Raw genomic sequence first — 17,739 nt, forward strand, 5'->3', positions numbered from 1 at the left:
TTTGAGCGTTTTTCTTATGATCAAGGACACATAAAAATACTGAAATTGCCCTAGGGGGATTGGGAGGCGTCTAGATACCCACAGCAATAATCCCATGTGACATATGCCTTCGGATTTGGTCGCGCGCTGGGCTCATGAACGGGGCCGAGTTCCCCAACAAGGGTGGCCATCATATTTTCTGCCATAATGTCCCAGTCGTAATAGTGCGGTTCTTCACAGTCATTGCATAAGAAGGTCACGCCATGAATACCACGCGGGGCCAGAAGTGCTTTGAATTCTTTGACAAAGGCAAGGTCTTGGAGAATATAGGCGCGGTCTTCTTCGCTTAGTGGGGGCATGGGTTCCTCGGGATCGAGGAATAATGCTGGATCGTTGGGATCATCAGCGAAAGGGTCACGAGGCATTGAAGAAAAGTCCACGTTTTCACCCTAGGGCGAAAAGAGCTATCCGAGCAAGCCCCAGATGAGTTTTAGTCCACCTTGGTAAGAATTGTTTTTAAGGGCGGGTGCAGCGTTAGGGCAAGCGTCGAAAAGCAAAAACTATGGTGTGTATCACTTACCGGTTGGGTATGGGATGTTGAGGAGGAAATTACAGAAAAACTGCTGGAAAGTTGCACTAACCTACGTAAGCCCTTAAGTTTTGTAATTATCTTTTATGCTTTCCTGGCCGGAAGTGTCATAAGCCCGCTGCGGCCGGGGCTTGAGTTCAACCTGAAAGCCGAGGATGTTCAATGACTTCTACGCGAGTGACCACTGGTGGCGACGATCCCAACAAGGTAGCGCTTGTCGGTCTTACTTTTGACGACGTGCTTTTGCTGCCGGATGCCTCGGATGTGATCCCTTCTGATGTGACCACCAAAACCCAATTGACTCGCAACATTAGTCTTAATATTCCAGTGGTTTCGGCTGCTATGGATACTGTGACCGAGTCGCGGATGGCAATTGCTATGGCACGCGAGGGCGGCATGGGTATTGTGCACCGTAATCTTTCTATTGAAGAGCAAGCTAGCCAGGTGGAAACAGTCAAACGTTCCGAATCTGGTATGGTTACCGATCCCATTACCTGTCGCCCAGATATGACGATCGCAGAAGTAGATGCTTTGTGTGCGCGTTTCCGTATTTCTGGTCTTCCCGTCGTTGATCAAGACGGTCGTCTATTAGGTATTTGCACCAATCGAGATATGCGTTTTGAGGCTGACTATAGCCGTAAAGTCTCAGAAATTATGACCCCAATGCCATTGGTGGTTGCCAATGAAGGGGTAACAAAAAAGCAGGCGCTGAATCTGCTCAGCGCCAATAAAGTAGAAAAACTACCGATCGTTAACAACGAGGGCATCCTTACCGGGCTGATTACCGTAAAAGATTTCGTTAAAACCGAGCAGCATCCCTATGCCTCCAAAGACGCTTCCGGGCGACTTCTCGTTGGCGCAGGTATTGGCGTTGGTGAAGAATCGTGGACACGTGCTCATGCGCTTGTTGATGCTGGTGTTGATGTGCTTGTGGTGGATTCAGCACATGCACATTCTCGAGGTGTGTTGGAGATGGTTGCCAAGGTAAAGAAAGAATTCGGCGAGCATATCGACGTTATCGGCGGTAACTTGGCCACCCGAGCAGCAGCAAAAGCCATGATCGAAGCCGGTGCCGATGCGATCAAGGTAGGCATTGGCCCTGGTTCTATTTGTACCACCCGGGTGGTTGCCGGGGTTGGCGCGCCACAGATCACCGCCATTATGGAAGCTTCAGTACCAGCACATGCTGCAGGCGTGCCGATTATTGCTGACGGTGGTATGCAATTCTCAGGTGATATTGCTAAGGCACTAGCTGCTGGTGCATCTTCGGTGATGCTAGGATCCATGCTTGCTGGTACTGCTGAGGCACCGGGCGATACTATCGTTGTCGGTGGAAAGCAGTATAAGCGCTACCGGGGCATGGGTTCGATGGGGGCGATGCAGGGACGCGGTTTAAGCGGGGAGAAGCGTTCTTATTCTAAGGATCGTTATTTCCAAGCGGATGTTAAAAACGAGGATAAGCTGGTTCCGGAAGGCATCGAAGGACGCGTGCCTTTCCGTGGCTCGATTGAGGCAATTACTCACCAGTTGGTTGGTGGGTTACGTGCTGCGATGGGCTATACCGGTTCCGCAACAATTACTGACCTGCAAAAAGCACGTTTTGTCCAAATCACCTCGGCTGGCCTGAAAGAATCACATCCGCACCACATTCAGCAGACCGTCGAAGCACCGAATTACCACTAATTATTCGCTTATCGACGAGTTGTACTCCTACCACACCAAGGTCGCGTCCTACTTTTGTAGGCACGACCTTTGGTCATTTTTGCCCTAGGGTGTGTTCCTGCGGGTAAGATGAGTGGCGTTTGTTCCCCGAAACACTAAGGAGCCGAAGTGCGCGATTATGTCGAGATTGGCATAGGGCGAGAAGCTCGCCGCACCTATCATCTGAGCGACATTTCTGTTTTACCAGCGCGTCGCACCCGGTCGTCGAAAAATGTGGATACTACCTGGCATATCGACGCCTATACCTTTCAGCTTCCGTTTCTGTCTCACCCGACAGACGCACTTGCTAGCCCAGAATTCATTATCGAAATGGATAAACAAGGTGGCCTAGCAGTCATTAACGCAGAAGGCCTATGGGGCAGGCACGCGGACCTTCAGGCAGCGATTAATGAAGTTGTTCAGACCTTTACTGCAGATGCGTATGATCCACTTACCGTGGGTTTGACCACCAAAAAGTTACAGGAACTACACTCGGCACCTATTGATACCGACCTGCTGACCCAACGCATAGGGCAAGTTCGTGATTCTGGTGCCACTGTTGCGGCTAGGGTTAGCCCACAGCATGCTCGCGAACTAGCACCGATTTTGGTGAAAGCCGGTGTTGAACTACTTATTATTCAAGGCACCATTATCTCGGCAGAACACGTCGATGCACATTCTGAGCCGATGAATCTTAAAGAACTTATTCGTTCCTTTGAAGTGCCGGTTATTGCCGGTGGGGTCAGCGACTACACCACTGCTTTACATGTGATGCGCGCTGGCGCGGTTGGCGTTATCGTCGGTAGTGGCTATACCACTAACAACCTAGCCTTAGGTATTGGCGCCGGCATGGCTACTATCATTGCCGATGCAGCTGCCGCGCGCCGGGATTATTTGGATGAAACCGGTGGACGCTATGTACACATCATTGCTGACGGTAGTATTAATACTTCCGGCGAAGTAGTCAAGGCGATCGCCTGCGGTGCTGATGCTGTTGTGCTTGGCGAACCACTAGCTAATGCTGTAGAAGCTGCCGGCCAGGGAGTCTATTGGGAGTCTACTGCGGCGCATCCACGTTTCCCGCGCGGTTTGATTACAAAAGCAGAGCCTTTTTCTGGCGAACAGCCGAGCCTGGAAACCATTTTGCACGGACCTTCAACAAGCCCATTTGGTGAAGCCAATATTGTTGGTGGACTTAAGCGAGCAATGGCTAAGTGTGGTTTTACTGAATTGAAGCAGTTCCAGAAAGTAGACATCACTGTCAACTAACCCCCTAGGGCAGTTTCGTGGCTGCACAAGTTCTTTTTACTATTTTCAGCTTTCTTAGTGTGCTTCGAATGCTGTTGAAGTAAGTAGCCAAGTTATACACCCACCTTAAGATGTTGAGGTACTAAACGTATGCGAAAGCATATTGTGTGCCTTATCGGTGTATGACGGGGTATGAGAAAAATAATAAGGGCAGTGTCATGCAGGTAACGCATGGCACTGTTTTTGGTATTTTCTCCTAGGGCAATTCGGGTCTAGAGACCCGAATTGCCCTAGAGAGTGTGAGTTAGTTTAGCTAATAAGCTAAGGTATGGAACGTGACTCAGCAGACATCTACCAAGCATAATCCGGTGCTGGTCGTCGACTTCGGCGCTCAGTATGCGCAGCTTATTGCACGACGTGTGCGTGAAGCGAAGATCTATTCCGAGGTTGTTCCGCATACGCTTAGTGCCGAAGAAATTAAGGCCAAAAATCCAGCTGCTCTTGTGCTCTCTGGCGGACCGTCGTCAGTATATGAGCCAGGAGCTCCTAGTTTAGATCCCGCAGTTTTAGAACTTGGCGTACCTGTTTTTGGTATTTGCTACGGCTTCCAGACTATGACCCATGTGCTAGGTGGCACCGTTGCAAACACGGGTAACCGGGAATATGGGCGCACTGATATGCACGTGCATTCTGGTGTGTTGCATTCTGGTTTTGAACAGACCCATAAGGTGTGGATGAGCCACGGTGATGCTGTTTCACAAGCACCAGCTGGTTTTGAGGTCACCGCAAGTTCTGCTGGTGCTCCGGTGGCGGCTTTTGAGTGCGTCGAAAAGCGCATGGCTGGTGTGCAATATCACCCTGAGGTATTGCATTCCCCGCATGGTCAGGAAGTTCTAGTACGGTTTTTAACCGAGATTGCAGGTCTGGAGCAGAATTGGACGGCCGCTAATATCGCCGAGGAGCTTATCGACGCCGTGCGCCAGCAAATTGGCGAGGATGGACGCGCGATTTGCGGTCTATCTGGTGGGGTAGATTCTGCTGTTGCCGCAGCTTTGGTGCAACGCGCAATTGGCGATCGTTTGACCTGTGTGTTTGTTGATCATGGTCTATTGCGTGCCGGCGAGCGTGAGCAGGTGGAAAAGGATTTCGTGGCTTCGACTGGTGCAAAGCTGGTAGTGGCAGATGAACGTACGGCATTTTTGAATAAATTAGCTGGTGTTACTGATCCAGAAGCTAAGCGCAAAGCGATTGGTGCGGAGTTTATTCGTTCTTTTGAACGCGCAGTTGCTGGCGTGCTAGCTGGTGAAAAAGTTGATTTCCTGGTGCAAGGTACCCTATACCCTGATGTAGTGGAATCTGGCGGCGGGACAGGTACTGCGAATATTAAGAGCCACCATAACGTTGGCGGACTGCCTGACGATGTTGAATTCCAGCTGGTTGAACCATTGCGCTTGCTGTTTAAAGACGAGGTGCGGGCAGTAGGCCGTGAGCTTGGCCTACCTGAGGAAATCGTTGCCCGTCAACCATTTCCCGGCCCCGGCCTTGGCATTCGCATTATTGGTGAAGTCACCGAGGAACGCCTGGAGACCCTGCGCCATGCTGACCTTATCGCACGCACCGAGCTTAGCGACGCTGGCCTAGACGGCGATATTTGGCAGTGCCCAGTTGTCTTGCTTGCCGACGTTCGCTCCGTGGGCGTGCAAGGAGACGGCCGTACCTATGGGCATCCCATCGTGTTGCGTCCGGTATCTAGCGAAGATGCAATGACCGCAGACTGGACCAGGCTTCCTTATGATGTGCTAGAAAAGATCTCCACCCGCATTACCAATGAGGTTAAAGACGTTAACCGCGTTGTTCTTGACGTGACCTCAAAGCCACCAGGAACAATCGAGTGGGAATAAGCTGGCCCTAACGTTATAGGTGCCAGGGTTGGCATAGCACTTTTGTTCATTTTCCCTTTAGGGCAGTTTGAGCAGAAGTGCTTTTTGCTATTTTGGGGTGTTTTTGGGTTATCTTTTCGATGAAATTGCCCTAGGGTAGGGAACATGATCATTGATCGCTACTGGGGCACATATTTTGGCGCTGCCGATGAGTCCACAGAGTTGGTTCGTTACCTTGAGCACACAGGTGTAGAGGTGCTTGCTATGGAAAAGATTTTTGTGGATCTGGGGCTTGATCAGCGTGCTGGTAATTATATTGCGGGTGGGTTGGATGCTCATTTAGCAGGAGCAGATTTTCATTTTGATTCTGCGTTCCAAGTCATTATGGATCTTAGTGTTTTGGCGCTGGCTTCGAAAAAAGATACTGGTTTTGAGCTTTCGCGTCTAGGTGGTAGTCACCAGCGCGTCATGCGTATTGATATGGGGGTGAAGGAAAATACGCAGGTGGCAACTGCCTTAAAGTATTTTGCGCTTTCTCCGGAAGAACATGAAATTGCTGAGCGTTTCGACGCAGATGTTTGGTATGACATCGGTGATCTCTGCGAGGAGATCAGGGCACAACTTGACTAAGGCAGTTTCAAGTCGTACTAGATAGGAAAAACCTGGGCTTTAAGAATTTCTCTACCCTTCTTGTTTGTAGTTGCAAGAGGGTAAGGGAGTCGTCGAAAAGCTCAGGTTAAAAATTAGGAATTGACAATGTCGATGACTAATCGAGTGGGGTTGCTAAGTATTTGTACAGAATAGGCGAGATTGGGTTTGTTGATACCGATAGCAAACTGTGAGCGTCCCTCAAAAGTGCCGCCAAAAGTTACGCCAGTGACAAGGTTGCCGGTGCCATTGATGGTATCGAGCTGTGGGTCGGGAAGACCAAGTTCAAAAGGTAATAGAGTACCAGTGATGTCAACGTTTAAGGCGTTGACTCCGGTGTAATCTAAGGGCAGTCCACTTCCTTGTTGCGTTGGTGAGGTGGTGTACTCGGTGCGCCAACCTGGGGTGCCGGTTCCGTTAAGATCGAAAACGATGCGGTCAAAGGAACCATGATTGCCAAGTCGTACTCCGGTGACTACAAGTTCGGCATCGTCGCTGGGCTGTTGTTGCTGTACATCGGCGGAAATATTTCCGAGAGAAGAAATGCCTGCTTTGCTTTCGCTACTAGTACTATCTTCGCTGGTATCAGACGAGGCTGCTGTTGCGGTAGTAGAAATAGTAGTAGCTGGTGTGCTCAATGAGGCCATATTGGGCTGATTGCTATGGGTGCCGCATGCGGTGAGGAGCAAAGTAGGAATACCGATGAGACCGGTAAGACGCCAAACAAGGCGGCGAGAAGGGTTACTCAAAGTATTCATAAGAACAACCGTAACTTTGTTGGAGCAGATAACAAAGCTGGCAGTGAAATTGTTGTTAAATCGCAATAAGCTGGTAGCTTCTAGTAGCCTCTAGTGGTTAATGCGTGCACAAGCGTCGTTAGCATTTTTGAGCTAGCAGATCCAGCAGAAAACGATTGTTTTTCTTTTAAACACGGAATTGTTTTCATGGAGTTGGCCGGACAGGGTGAGCTTGGTGCTGTATGAAGGATTAGTAGCGGTTAGCATAAAAACGTATGACCACCTTTTGTTCTGATTCCAGCATAGAACCGCTTGTCGGTACTGCAAAAACCGGCACCACCTATGTGCTTGTTGAACATCCCGGGCCATGGAGTAAGGACATCTTAGACGGTGGAACTTTTAGTCCAGAGTTGACTGCGGAATTGAAAAAATTACCGGGGCTGTATCTGATCCGCAAACCTGGGCGTATAGGACGCATGCGGCGTGAACTCAAACGCGCATATCTTATTTTTAGTGAACTTGGCATCGCAGAAACACTATCGGTGCGCAGCTACGAAGACCTGCTCACCCTAGATCTTACCGGTCCAGGTCGAAATAATATGCGCGGTGCTACGAAGCTTGACGAGCCCATCTTATTGGTGTGTACTCACTCTAAACGCGATATATGCTGTGCAGTTAAAGGAATTCCCATAGCAAAATCGCTTGTCGACGAGTTCCCTCATGCCCACATTTGGGAATGCTCACATGCTAAAGGGCATCGCTTTGCTCCTGCGCTAGTACAGATGCCGCATAATTATGCTTTTGGTCGGCTTAATGAGCACGCAGCGAAGCAACTTTATCGCACTGTCTACCTAGGGCAGTTTTATGTTCCTGGTGCGCGTGGTCGTGGTATCTATTCTCCAGCTGATCAAGTAGCAGAAGTTGCGGTCGCACAGCAATTAATTGAGCGCGGTGAGGCGCTGAGCTTAGGGCAATTGTCGGTTGCAGACAGCGTCGTGACGCATACTGATGGTCGGCAGTGGAAAGTTTTGGTTGAGCGTATCGCGGTAGATAATGTGCTGGCATCCTGTGGCACAGCGCCGAAGCCTGGTAAGGCATGGGTGGCGCGCTCGATTACAGGGTTGGGGTAATAATCTGTGTTGAGATAGAAGAAAACCCCTAAAATAGCATTTTCGGTCTTCTCGATTGACCTGAAAATACTATTTTTGGGGTTTTGGGGGCTGTTTTAGCACATACCTGCTAACAAATGTGAACAGCAGCACAAGAAAAAGCCTGAAATTGCCCTAGCGGCGCATGATCTTTTTCGATGCCCAGTTGCCAAACAGCTGTGCACACTGCACGATCAAAATGATCACTGCGGTAGCAACCCAGGTGACTTGCGGATCATAGGCGCGGTATCCGTAGACGATGGCGAAGTCGCCAAGACCGCCGCCACCGATATAGCCGGCCATTGCAGACATATCGACAATCGCAATGAAAATGAAGGTGAACCCGAGAATCAGTGGGCCAAGCGATTCTGGAATGATAACGGAGGTAATAATCTTCCATGGGCTTGCTCCCATAGAGCGTGCGGCTTCGATAATCCCGGGATCGATAGTAACCAGGTTTTGTTCTACGATGCGGGCAACACCGAAAGTTGCGGCCACGCTCATGCCGAAAATGGCAGCATTACGTCCGATTTGAGTGCCTACCACAGCTGTTGTGAGCGGGCCAATAGCCGCGAGCAGAATAATAAAAGGAATCGGACGTACCAGATTCACAATGAAGTTAAGTAGGGTATAGACAAAGCGGTTATGTAAAATATTTCCTGGTCGGGTGGTATAAAGCAGCATGCCGACGATAAGACCACAAAAACCGCCAATGATCAGTGTCGAACTGACCATGATAAGGGTATCGCCGATGGCTTTGGTGAAGGTATCTTGAAGCCGATTCCAGTCCGCTGCGAGATAAGTAGTATTCATCGGGCGATCTCCTGAATCCACGTCGTGGTGTTTAGATGAGCATAGAAATTATTAATGGCTTCTTCTGATCCGGTCAGGCGCACAGTAACTTTGCCAAAGCTGTGTCTTTGTAAAGTAGTTACTCCGCCATGAACGATGCTTATCGACGCACCTTGCTCGCGCGCTCTAGCGGATGCCGCGAAGAATCCAGAGTTCTCGGCGAGATCAATGGTAAATAGGCGTCCTTCATGGGCTAGGAGGTCTTCACTTTCGATTGCGTCGGGGGTATTACGTAGGGCAGTAGCAACAAAGCGTTTTGCGACCCGAGTCTGCGGGTTGGAAAAAACCTCGTATGTGGAACCATATTCAACTACCTGGCCGTTTTCCATGACGGCTACCTTATCGGCGATGGCACGCACTACTTCCATTTCATGAGTAATGACGACGATGGTAATGCCAAATTCTTTATTTACCTTGCGTAGTAGGTTAAGCACTTCATGGGTGGTCTCTGGGTCAAGAGCTGAGGTGGCTTCGTCGGCAAGCAAAAGAGCCGGATTGGTGGCCAACGCGCGGGCAATACCTACTCGCTGTTTCTGACCACCAGAAAGCTGTTCTGGATAGTTATGTCCCCGATCGGCTAAGCCGACGAATTCTAAAAGCTCAGCGACTCGCTCAGTGCGCTCTTTTTTGGCCATCCCAGCAAGCTGGAGCGGATACTCGATATTGCCGGCGGCGGTGCGCGAGGCAAAAAGATTAAATTGCTGGAAAATCATGCCAATATTGCGGCGAATGGTGCGCAATTTAGCTTCACTCATGCCAACAATATCAGTGCCGTCGAGACGCAGATGGCCACTGGTTGGGGTGTCTAGACCGTTAATCATGCGCACAAGTGTGGATTTTCCAGCACCGGAATAGCCGATGACACCCAGGATCTCGCCGGGTTGAACTTCAAGTGTGACGCTGTCTAGAGCTGTGACTTTTTTCTTATTAGAGTCGAAAACTTTAGTGAGGTTTTCGAACTCAATTCGGGTTCCGATCACGGGGATATCTTTTCTATCTATGCCCTAGGGCAGTTTGAACAATTACTGTCTGTCGCATTTTTAGCTGACTATGGGGATAAGCCCTGTTAGAAAGCACTTGATGTAGAAATTAGGCGGTAAGCCAGTGAAGGATTTCGATAGTGAATAATTTCAAATTATGGGAATCTTATGTGTTGGTTACTGGACGTATTTATCGCAGGATGCATATGACGCGGTAGCTGGCGAATACAATGAAAATTGTGTTTTCGAGACATTCGCGATGACCCACAACAGTCTTTAAAAACCTCAAAATAGTATTTTGAGTGTTTTAGTTTTCGTGAGTGTTTAGGGCAAATAGTTGCGAAGAATGGCGATAAAGGCCAGTTCTAAGCTGTTATGCGCTATTACGATGTGCCAGTAATAGACCCTAGGGCAAGTTTTATGTATTGCTTATGTCTAGTCCTGGTAGCGACTAGACAAGAAGCTTAGATAAAAGACATGAAATTGCCCTAGGGGGTTAGTTGACGGCTGCCTCAAGCTGATCAAGAATCTTCTTGAGATCAGATGCTGGGCGGACTACCTCGACGGAGGTTCCACCAGAGTCCTCTGAATCGGCGGCAACCACACTAGGATCGTGCCAGAGTTTAGCAAGTTTGAGGATATTTTCATCTGTGGCATTGTCGGCACGGGTGACAAAGACGTTGATATATGGTTGAGCTAGCTCGGAGTCTGGGTTGTCCTTGTATACGGCTAGGGTAGGGTCGATGCCGGCACGGCTAAGGAAAGAGTTGTTAATGATAGCTGGCTTGCCTTCGCCATATGAGGCGGTGGTTTGCTCGGCAGTTACTGGGACAACCTTCACTTTGGAAGCGTCTTGGTCGATATCGGCAGGAGTGGGGTCGGTGCCTAGGTCACCTTCTTTGAGTGTAATTAGGCCGGCTTGAACAAGCACATTAATGGCGCGGCCTTGGTTGGTGGTGTCGTTGGGGATCACAACTTCTTCGCCTTCGATGCCATCGAGTGAGTTGTGGTCTTTCCAATACAGTCCTAGGGGGTAGATAGCGGTAGAGCTAACAGGGGTAAGCGTGCCATTATTTTTGGCGTTGTATTCGGATAGGAATTTCAGGTGTTGGAAAAGGTTAACATCAATTTCGCCCTGTGCAAGTGCCACATTGGGGGTTGAGTAGTCAGAGAAATTGACCAGGTCGAGGTTAAGTCCGTTGTTCTCGGCGACTTCTTCCAAGGCAGCCCAAACTTTTAGGGTGCTATCGGTGGTGCCAATGCGGATTGTGGTGGAATCATCATTACTACCAGAGGAGTCACTGGAACACGCTATGACAGAGGTGGCGGTGAGAATAGTTGCAGCACTTAATACTGCTAATCGACGTAACTTCATTGGGTGTGTTCCTTTCTGCATGCTCGCTTTCGTTAAGTAGAAAACAAGCTATGTGTCGTTGTTATGCAGGAAACAGTAGCTGAGTCGATTTATTATGTACAGCTTGGTCTATATTTTAAATAAAAAGAATTAGAATTTTCGTTTGAATAATTTTGCTTTTCGACGCACTCCATGCGGAACAAAACTGCCCTATAGGGAACAAAAAATCGAAAATATTCATTTCGGTTTAATTCTGTACTGCATGGTTCATAATGTGCGGTCGCAGGCGTCGAAAAGCTTAAAAAGCAACTCCGCTGTGCAAAATAACATTGGCATATGCGGTAGTTGAGCCGGTGCGAACAACAAACGCTGCCTGTGCTACCTGGTCTTTTAGTTTTTCGTGGCTAAGTTCAATAGGAGTGATAGTAGGCAGTTGTTGAGTAAGTAGAGCGCGAATTTCTGGTGGGGTTTGCTTGGCGATGGTTGCGTTTCCGACAACGGTCTGAGCCATAATCGCAGTGAAAGTGTCCTCGAAACTAGGAATTCCAAACACTAGGGCAAGATCAATGACTTCGACAGTGCGGGGAATAGGCAGTCCGCAATCAGCGATGACGAATGTGTCGGTGTGGCCAAGACGCGCCAGGGCGCGATTGAGCGCTGGGTTGAGTAAACCAGATTTTAACATTGTGGAGTCCCTAGAAAAGCTGCCGCGATCAGGAACATTGTGTTGGGATAATGTCTTGATTGCGGCAGGAGAGTATCGGTAGCTGTTATTTATATTCGGCGAGATTGGTGGAGTCGATTGTCACCACGTCGACGGGGATTTCTTTGACTGCGGTTTCGCCCTTGAGAATTGTGGCGGCTTGTTCGACAGCCTGTGCCCCTAATTCTGCAGGCTGCTGCGCAATAGTGCCAGCTAGAGTGCCTTTTTCTATGGCTGCGAGACCATCAGTGGTGCCGTCGAAACCGAAGACTTTTACCTCTGTTCCTGCCCTAGAGCCGAGAGCTTCGATCGCACCAAGCGCCATTTCATCATTTTCGGCAAAAATTGCCTTGATATTAGGGTGTGCTTGCAGCAGATTGGTGGTGACATTGAGTCCTTCTGAACGGTCGAATTTAGCGGTTTGTTCACCAACGATTGTGATACGAGGATAGGCTTTTAATCCTTCTTTGAATCCTCGGCCGCGATCGCGGGAGGCAGAGGAACCAACAATGCCTTGGAGAACGAGGATTTCACCTTCTTCGCCAATTGATTTGGCTAGTGCATCGGCGGCCTGTTTACCGCCGGCGACATTATCGGAAGCGATGAAAGAGGCAATCTCACCCTCATTGGCGGTACGGTCGACGGCAATAACCGGGATATGAGCTGCATTGAGGGATTTTACGGCAGCACCGATAGCATCGGAGTCGGTGGGGTTGACGATGACTACACCCGCGCCGGCGGTCTCAGCGTTTTTTAGTTGATTGGTTTGGGTGGCGGCATCGTCGGAGGCATCTTGAATGTCGAGTTTTAACCCTAGTTCATCTGCTTTGGCCTGAGCACCGTTACGAAGCTCAACGAAAAATGGGTTGGTTTGTGTCGATAGGGCAAGAGTGACTGAATCGCTGCCGGCGGTATCGCGGTTACAAGCCCCTAAGCCCAGCGAGAGCGCGACCACAGAAACAAGTGCGATTGATTGACGAAGAGAAAACATTACCAATACTCCTTAACTAAGAGGTGAAAATTACTTTTCGACGACGCCTCTTTAAGGTTGACAGGGGCGTCGTAAAGCGAATTAATGCGCAGTTTTATTGCGGATGACATCGAAGCCCACGGCAAGCGCAATGACCAAACCAATGACAATTTGTTGCCAAAATGACGACACATTCAGCAGATTTAAACCATTGCGAATTACAGCCAATAACAGGGCACCGATTAATGTGCCAGTAGCTTTGCCCTGACCACCGGATAAAGAAGCCCCACCAATAACAACAGCCGCGATGGCATCAAGCTCGTAACCCACACCGGCTTGTGGTTGCGCAGAAGATAACCGCCCGGCCATAACTAATCCTGCTAGGGCAGAAAAGAGACCTGAAAGTGCGAAAACGGTGATTTGGATACGTTGAACCGGTAACCCCGATAAGCGCGCAGCCTCTAAATTGCCGCCAATCGCATACATCGAGCGACCTAAAACAGTGCGCTCAAGGACAAACCAACACACCAGTCCCGCAATGATCATCATGACAATCGGAATGGGTAAAGAACCGGTTGTCGAACCCATCCAATTTACTGCCGGTGCGGTGGGAATCGGTGAACCCTGCGAGATAACCAAGGTGGCACCGCGGGCAATAGACATCATGGCCAAGGTGGCGATAAATGAAGGGATCTTGCCATATGCGGTGGCAATTCCACAGATACAACCGGCTAATAACCCCGTTGCTAGGCCAATAATTAGTGTTACCCACCCTGGTAGACCAATAGTGGTATAAAAAGATGCTGCGACCATCGCACCAAGAGCAGCGACTGAACCGACCGAGAGGTCAATACCGGCGGTAATAATGACAAAGGTCATGCCGAATGCCAAAATGGCTACGGTCGCAGCCTGCACACCAATATTAAGTAGGTTATTGACGGTTAAAAAGTGTGGGGTAGCAATAAAAAGCGCAATACATAGGGCAAGAAGGCCAACGAGTGCGCCATTGTTCATTATCCAATTAGTAACTGTGCTGTGTTTAAAAGCATAAGGGTTTTTCCCACTGTGAGTACTGCTGCTGTTGGTAGTGCTGCGGGAAAAAGCGGATTTTGCGGAGTGCGCGTGAGATGTTTGATGAGACGATTGTTCAGATGAGTGTTGTGGTGCGTGAGTATTCATGAGTACATCCCTTCTGCTGGGGAATCGGGGGTAGCTGCGTGCATAATGCGTGCGGTAGGCACAGATGAGGCGGTAGTGCCAAGGTTGAAACCGGTAGTCATGGTGGTGGCTTCGGTTAAATCATCGGGGGTAACTGAAGAGGAAACTTGGGAAACCGCTAATTTCATGACTTCATCTTGGCTAGCCCCTGCGGGAAGCTCACCAGCTAAGGTTCCACCAGAGAGAACAAGGATGCGATCGGACATTCCTAAAATTTCAGGGAGATCAGAAGAGACCATAAGCACTGCGCCGCCGGCTGCTGTGACCTCATTAATAATGTTGTAGATTTCGACTTTGGCACCGACATCAACTCCGCGGGTTGGTTCGTCGAGAAGCAATACTGTGGAACCGGCTAGTACCCAGCGGCCAAAAATAACTTTTTGTTGATTGCCGCCAGAAAGACTGGAAATAGGTTGGTTGAGATGAGCCATTCGGATACGCAGTTTTTCAGCAACAGCTCTGGCACGAGTGTTTTGTCCGCGCAAATCAGCTAAACCTGCGCGAGAGGTGGACATCAAAGTTGCGTAACCTAAATTTTCCCCCACCGATGAGCCTAATACCAGCGCCTGCGCTTTACGATCTTCTGGGATATGCCCAATACCTGCTTTAATCGCGGCTGCGATATTGCCTGGCGCAAGCGGTATGCCATTAACCTGGATTGAACCGGTATCATATTTGTCGGCACCAGAAATTGCGCGTATTACTTCAGTGCGCCCAGCACCTACTAGCCCAGCCATGCCAACTACTTCGCCAGCATGAAGTGTGAAATTAATATTTTTGAATTTTCCAGTGGCGGATAGATTTGTTACCTCTAACAAAACTGGGGCTGAATTTTGCTTATCGACGCTTGGGGCAGCGGAAGCACTAGTAGAAGCACTAGCGGAAGCAACGGTATCCGGATTCAATCCATGCTGATACTGTTGCCCTACTTGGCGCGGGTATTGATCATTAATATCGTGCCCAACCATCAGCCGTACTAGTTCAGGTTGAGGAGTATCTGCGGCAACTTCTGCGATAAGACTCCCATCGCGAAGCACTGCGATGGTATCGGCAATACGTGCTAGCTCTTCTAGATGATGGCTAATAAAGATCATGGCTACGCCTTTTTCTTTAAGTTGCCCTAGGAGGGTAAACAGTACTTCGATCTCGTTAGCAGTGAGTGCCGCAGTTGGCTCATCGAGGATAAGAATGCGCGCATTCATCGATAGCGCTTTAGCGATTTCGATAAGCTGCTGTTTTGCTATGCCAAGCTCGCCGACCATTGTGTGCAGATCAATATCGAGGCCAATAAGTTTTAGCGCTGTCTGGGCTTGAGCAATAAGATGCTTGCGATGAACAAGTCCCCATTTCTGTGGAATACGCCCGAGCATAATGTTCTCGGCAACAGACATAGTGGGAACCAAGTTAAGTTCTTGGTGAATTGTTGCTATCCCTAATGATTCCGAAGCTTTGGCAGTGGGGATAGTCACCGCGGCGCCATCAATAAAAATTTCTCCGCTATCAGGGGCGTAGATTCCCGCAATCATTTTAATGAGAGTGGATTTTCCCGCCCCATTTTCTCCTAATAAGGCGAGGACTTTGCCTTTTCGCACCTGCAGTGTGACATTTTTAATCACTTCTACTGGGCCAAAAGATTTGGCTACCTTGCGTAACTCTAGGACAGTTTCAGCAGTAGGTGTGTTCATAAGTACATCTCTTTTAAAGGCTTGAAAGGCTTATTTTTAACGTGTAGTTAGTTCACCGTTGATAACAAGTGGTTAATTAGTTGGCTTGCCCGGGTTGGGTTGCCTGGCTGGTTGGGGTTGTGGGCGGAAAATCGGTGGATGATCGGGCAAGATAACGGGTGGGATGACGCAGGCCAATAGGGGTGGTTTTTGTGTTAATCGCCTTAATAAGTCGCAGTGCCGCTTGCGAGCCAAGTGTTTGTACATCTTGGTCAATGACAGAAACCGGGGTGGGCTGAATACGCAGAAATACATTGTCGTCAAAACCAACCAAAGCTAATTGCTCGCCGACTTTTACTCCTGCTTCATGACATGCCGCCAATGCTCCGGATGTCATCATGGAATCTCCGGCAATAATGGCAGTTACCCCTTTAGTCAATAGGTTGAGCATGCCTTCGTAGCCGTTTTGGTATTCAAATCCGCCTTGATAAACGCTTACCTTAAGGTTGCTAGTTTGTTGAATAAAAGCTTCTTGACGGGCACGTCCAGTGGAAGTTTCTTGTGGTCCAGAAAGGTACCCAATATGGCGATGGCCTTTTTCACGTAATTGGGCAACTGCCGCAGCAATTCCGGGAAGTGGATCGGAGACCACAGCGGGTAAATTATCTAGTTCGCGGTCGACCAAAATAAGCGGGCGCTCTTTAGCGATGCGATGAAGCGTCGTTTCGCAACCATGCAGCGGGACTGCGATAATTCCATCCATTTGTCTTTGCTCAAGTGTTTCCAAACTAGCGATTAACCGCTGTGGATCTTCGGCAGAGGAGCTAATAATAGTGGCTATCCCCTGTGCGTTTGCTGCTGTTTCAATGGCCGCAGCAATATGTGCGAAAAAAGGATTATCCAAACTAGGAACCACGAGTCCGATGGCATTGGATTTGGCGTTGCGTAATGCACGGGCTTGTACATTGGGGCGATAACCTAATTCCCGAGCTGCTTGAATGACCTTTTTGCTGGTCTCAGGGGTAATTAAAGAGCTTCCCGCCAATGCTCTAGAAGCGGTTGAAACCGATACTTCTGCGCGTGCCGCGACATCTTTTAAGGTGATACTAAACATAGACTCTCCTTAGCTCGTCACGTTCATAAGGGGTGCAGAGGGGGGATCGTGGCGATTCTATGGTTTAGGTTTCTTGCTTTGCGACGTGCGTGATATCGTTTGCACGCCCTATGGGAACAAATCTATGGTCATAGGGCAATTCTGTCAATAATTGTGAGGTAACTAATTTATTAAAACTGCAGCCAGAATAATTATGATGGCGGGGAATTTGTCCTGTACATATAAGAAAAGAATCTCACCCAACCCCCTAGGGCAATTTTGAGAATTATTAAAAATTTACCCCCAGATGGGAGTTGGTTAAAGAAGCACAGTGCTCTGATTTGTCGGCTACATAAACGACCATTCGATTGCAAAAAAGATGCGAAAATACCATTTTGAAGGTTTAGGGCTTCTCTTTAGGGCAGTTTGTAAAGCTCCAAATTGCCCTAGGAGGAATACAGTGTATAACTGTGAACCCTGTTTCTGAGAACCTTATTCAGGTACGCTACTTTGCCACCTTGCCTTGGTTTGTTGTGCCCGCACTTGCTGGTGTCGTGTATGGCATCGTCGATAAGCAAACGTGGGGTTGGCTGTATATCGCTGTTATTGCCCTAGGCGGAATTGCGCTGTGGTTATTGTGGCTGATCCCGCGCCAAGTCCGCGCGATTCGTTGGCAGGAAACCGAAGAGGAGCTGCTTATTAGCAAAGGCCGCTTGTGGAATACCTGTCTGGTCATTCCCTATGGGCGGATCCAACACGTTGGGATTAGCCACGGCCCACTACTGCGCCATGCTGGTTTAAAAACATTGACCGTAAGCACTGCTAGCTTGTCGACGAATGCAAGAATCCCCGGTTTACCTGCAGAACTTGCCGATCAGCTACGCAAAAACATTACCGATAAAGCCGCTGAGAAAATGGTCGAACTGTGAGGGTACATCCATTATCGCCACTGCTGCGAGCTTGGAGCGCAATAGC

The 17,739-nt window shown here is 49.1% G+C and carries 15 protein-coding genes and 1 pseudogene; 6 read left to right on the plus strand and 10 right to left on the minus strand.

Annotation, left to right across the window (positions count from 1 at the left end; genetic code table 11):
- Positions 1-50: 50 nt before the first annotated feature.
- Positions 51-404: a DUF5319 domain-containing protein gene (locus UL82_RS01965; RefSeq protein WP_046441075.1), complete on the minus strand. Its 354-nt coding sequence runs from the start codon at positions 402-404 to the stop codon at positions 51-53.
- Positions 405-730: 326 nt separating this feature from the next.
- Between UL82_RS01965 and guaB the strand changes: the two genes are divergently transcribed.
- The 4 genes from guaB to UL82_RS01990 all read left to right on the plus strand — a co-directional run bounded on the left by guaB (position 731) and on the right by UL82_RS01990 (position 6,027).
- Positions 731-2,251 (plus strand): IMP dehydrogenase, encoded by a 1,521-nt coding sequence (gene guaB / locus UL82_RS01975; RefSeq protein WP_046438744.1) that lies wholly within the window; start codon positions 731-733, stop codon positions 2,249-2,251.
- Between the two features lie 147 nt (positions 2,252-2,398).
- On the plus strand, positions 2,399-3,538 hold the full coding sequence (locus UL82_RS01980) for a GuaB3 family IMP dehydrogenase-related protein (RefSeq protein WP_046438746.1): 1,140 nt from the start codon (positions 2,399-2,401) through the stop codon (positions 3,536-3,538).
- A gap of 314 nt (positions 3,539-3,852) precedes the next feature.
- Entirely contained in the window at positions 3,853-5,418 is a 1,566-nt protein-coding gene (gene guaA / locus UL82_RS01985; RefSeq protein WP_046438747.1) for a glutamine-hydrolyzing GMP synthase, read from the plus strand.
- 144 nt (positions 5,419-5,562) lie between these two features.
- Positions 5,563-6,027, plus strand: coding sequence for an imm68 putative immunity domain-containing protein (locus tag UL82_RS01990; RefSeq protein ID WP_046438749.1), 465 nt, complete (start codon positions 5,563-5,565; stop codon positions 6,025-6,027).
- A 113-nt stretch (positions 6,028-6,140) separates the two neighbouring features.
- Here the strand turns inward: UL82_RS01990 and UL82_RS01995 are convergent, their stop codons facing one another.
- Positions 6,141-6,803, minus strand: a complete 663-nt coding sequence (locus tag UL82_RS01995; RefSeq protein ID WP_046438750.1) for an AMIN-like domain-containing (lipo)protein — start codon at positions 6,801-6,803, stop codon at positions 6,141-6,143.
- Positions 6,804-7,057: 254 nt separating this feature from the next.
- Between UL82_RS01995 and UL82_RS02000 the strand changes: the two genes are divergently transcribed.
- Complete coding sequence (locus UL82_RS02000; protein ID WP_046438752.1) at positions 7,058-7,912, plus strand: sucrase ferredoxin; 855 nt, start codon at positions 7,058-7,060, stop codon at positions 7,910-7,912.
- 153 nt (positions 7,913-8,065) lie between these two features.
- Here UL82_RS02000 and UL82_RS02005 read toward each other — a convergent pair whose 3' ends face one another.
- The 8 genes and pseudogenes from UL82_RS02005 to UL82_RS02040 all read right to left on the minus strand — a co-directional run bounded on the left by UL82_RS02005 (position 8,066) and on the right by UL82_RS02040 (position 16,785).
- The gene (locus tag UL82_RS02005) at positions 8,066-8,743 is read right to left on the minus strand and encodes a methionine ABC transporter permease (protein ID WP_046438753.1); all 678 of its coding nucleotides are present in this window, start codon (positions 8,741-8,743) and stop codon (positions 8,066-8,068) included.
- A complete protein-coding gene (locus tag UL82_RS02010; RefSeq protein WP_046438754.1) occupies positions 8,740-9,762 on the minus strand; it encodes a methionine ABC transporter ATP-binding protein in 1,023 nt (340 codons plus the stop codon). The genes UL82_RS02005 and UL82_RS02010 overlap by 4 nt, the downstream gene beginning before the upstream one ends.
- A 496-nt stretch (positions 9,763-10,258) precedes the next feature.
- Positions 10,259-11,137 carry a MetQ/NlpA family ABC transporter substrate-binding protein gene (locus UL82_RS02015; RefSeq protein WP_046438756.1) on the minus strand — a complete coding sequence of 293 codons (879 nt, stop codon included), beginning with the start codon at positions 11,135-11,137 and terminating at the stop codon, positions 10,259-10,261.
- 277 nt (positions 11,138-11,414) lie between these two features.
- Complete coding sequence (gene rbsD / locus UL82_RS02020) at positions 11,415-11,801, minus strand: D-ribose pyranase (RefSeq protein ID WP_046438757.1); 387 nt, start codon at positions 11,799-11,801, stop codon at positions 11,415-11,417.
- 85 nt (positions 11,802-11,886) lie between these two features.
- Entirely contained in the window at positions 11,887-12,810 is a 924-nt protein-coding gene (locus UL82_RS02025; RefSeq protein ID WP_046438759.1) for a D-ribose ABC transporter substrate-binding protein, read from the minus strand.
- Positions 12,811-12,891: 81 nt separating this feature from the next.
- Positions 12,892-13,803, minus strand: coding sequence for an ABC transporter permease (locus UL82_RS02030; protein WP_046441077.1), 912 nt, complete (start codon positions 13,801-13,803; stop codon positions 12,892-12,894).
- 275 nt (positions 13,804-14,078) lie between these two features.
- Positions 14,079-15,692, minus strand: a pseudogene (locus UL82_RS02035) (sugar ABC transporter ATP-binding protein); the annotation flags it as partial.
- A 76-nt stretch (positions 15,693-15,768) separates the two neighbouring features.
- Positions 15,769-16,785: a LacI family DNA-binding transcriptional regulator gene (locus UL82_RS02040; RefSeq protein WP_046438760.1), complete on the minus strand. Its 1,017-nt coding sequence runs from the start codon at positions 16,783-16,785 to the stop codon at positions 15,769-15,771.
- A 449-nt stretch (positions 16,786-17,234) separates the two neighbouring features.
- Here UL82_RS02040 and UL82_RS02045 point away from each other — a divergent pair, with 449 nt between their 5' ends.
- A complete protein-coding gene (locus UL82_RS02045; RefSeq protein ID WP_046438761.1) occupies positions 17,235-17,693 on the plus strand; it encodes a PH domain-containing protein in 459 nt (152 codons plus the stop codon).
- The last annotated feature ends 46 nt before the right edge of the window (positions 17,694-17,739 follow it).

It is taken from the genome of Corynebacterium kutscheri, from assembly GCF_000980835.1.
Taxonomy (GTDB): Bacteria; Actinomycetota; Actinomycetes; order Mycobacteriales; family Mycobacteriaceae; genus Corynebacterium; species Corynebacterium kutscheri.

Bases quoted from the DNA above. Each gene is read 5' to 3' on its own strand.
- UL82_RS01995 (WP_046438750.1), bottom strand. From the start codon at position 6,803: ATGAATACTTTGAGTAACCCTTCTCGCCGCCTTGTTTGGCGTCTTACC.
- UL82_RS02015 (WP_046438756.1), bottom strand. From the start codon at position 11,137: ATGAAGTTACGTCGATTAGCAGTATTAAGTGCTGCAACTATTCTCACC.
- UL82_RS02000 (WP_046438752.1), top strand. From the start codon at position 7,058: ATGACCACCTTTTGTTCTGATTCCAGCATAGAACCGCTTGTCGGTACT.
- UL82_RS02025 (WP_046438759.1), bottom strand. From the start codon at position 12,810: ATGTTTTCTCTTCGTCAATCAATCGCACTTGTTTCTGTGGTCGCGCTC.
- guaB (WP_046438744.1), top strand. From the start codon at position 731: ATGACTTCTACGCGAGTGACCACTGGTGGCGACGATCCCAACAAGGTA.
- UL82_RS02005 (WP_046438753.1), bottom strand. From the start codon at position 8,743: ATGAATACTACTTATCTCGCAGCGGACTGGAATCGGCTTCAAGATACC.
- UL82_RS01990 (WP_046438749.1), top strand. From the start codon at position 5,563: ATGATCATTGATCGCTACTGGGGCACATATTTTGGCGCTGCCGATGAG.
- rbsD (WP_046438757.1), bottom strand. From the start codon at position 11,801: ATGTTAAAATCTGGTTTACTCAACCCAGCGCTCAATCGCGCCCTGGCG.
- UL82_RS02030 (WP_046441077.1), bottom strand. From the start codon at position 13,803: ATGAACAATGGCGCACTCGTTGGCCTTCTTGCCCTATGTATTGCGCTT.
- UL82_RS01965 (WP_046441075.1), bottom strand. From the start codon at position 404: ATGCCTCGTGACCCTTTCGCTGATGATCCCAACGATCCAGCATTATTC.
- UL82_RS02040 (WP_046438760.1), bottom strand. From the start codon at position 16,785: ATGTTTAGTATCACCTTAAAAGATGTCGCGGCACGCGCAGAAGTATCG.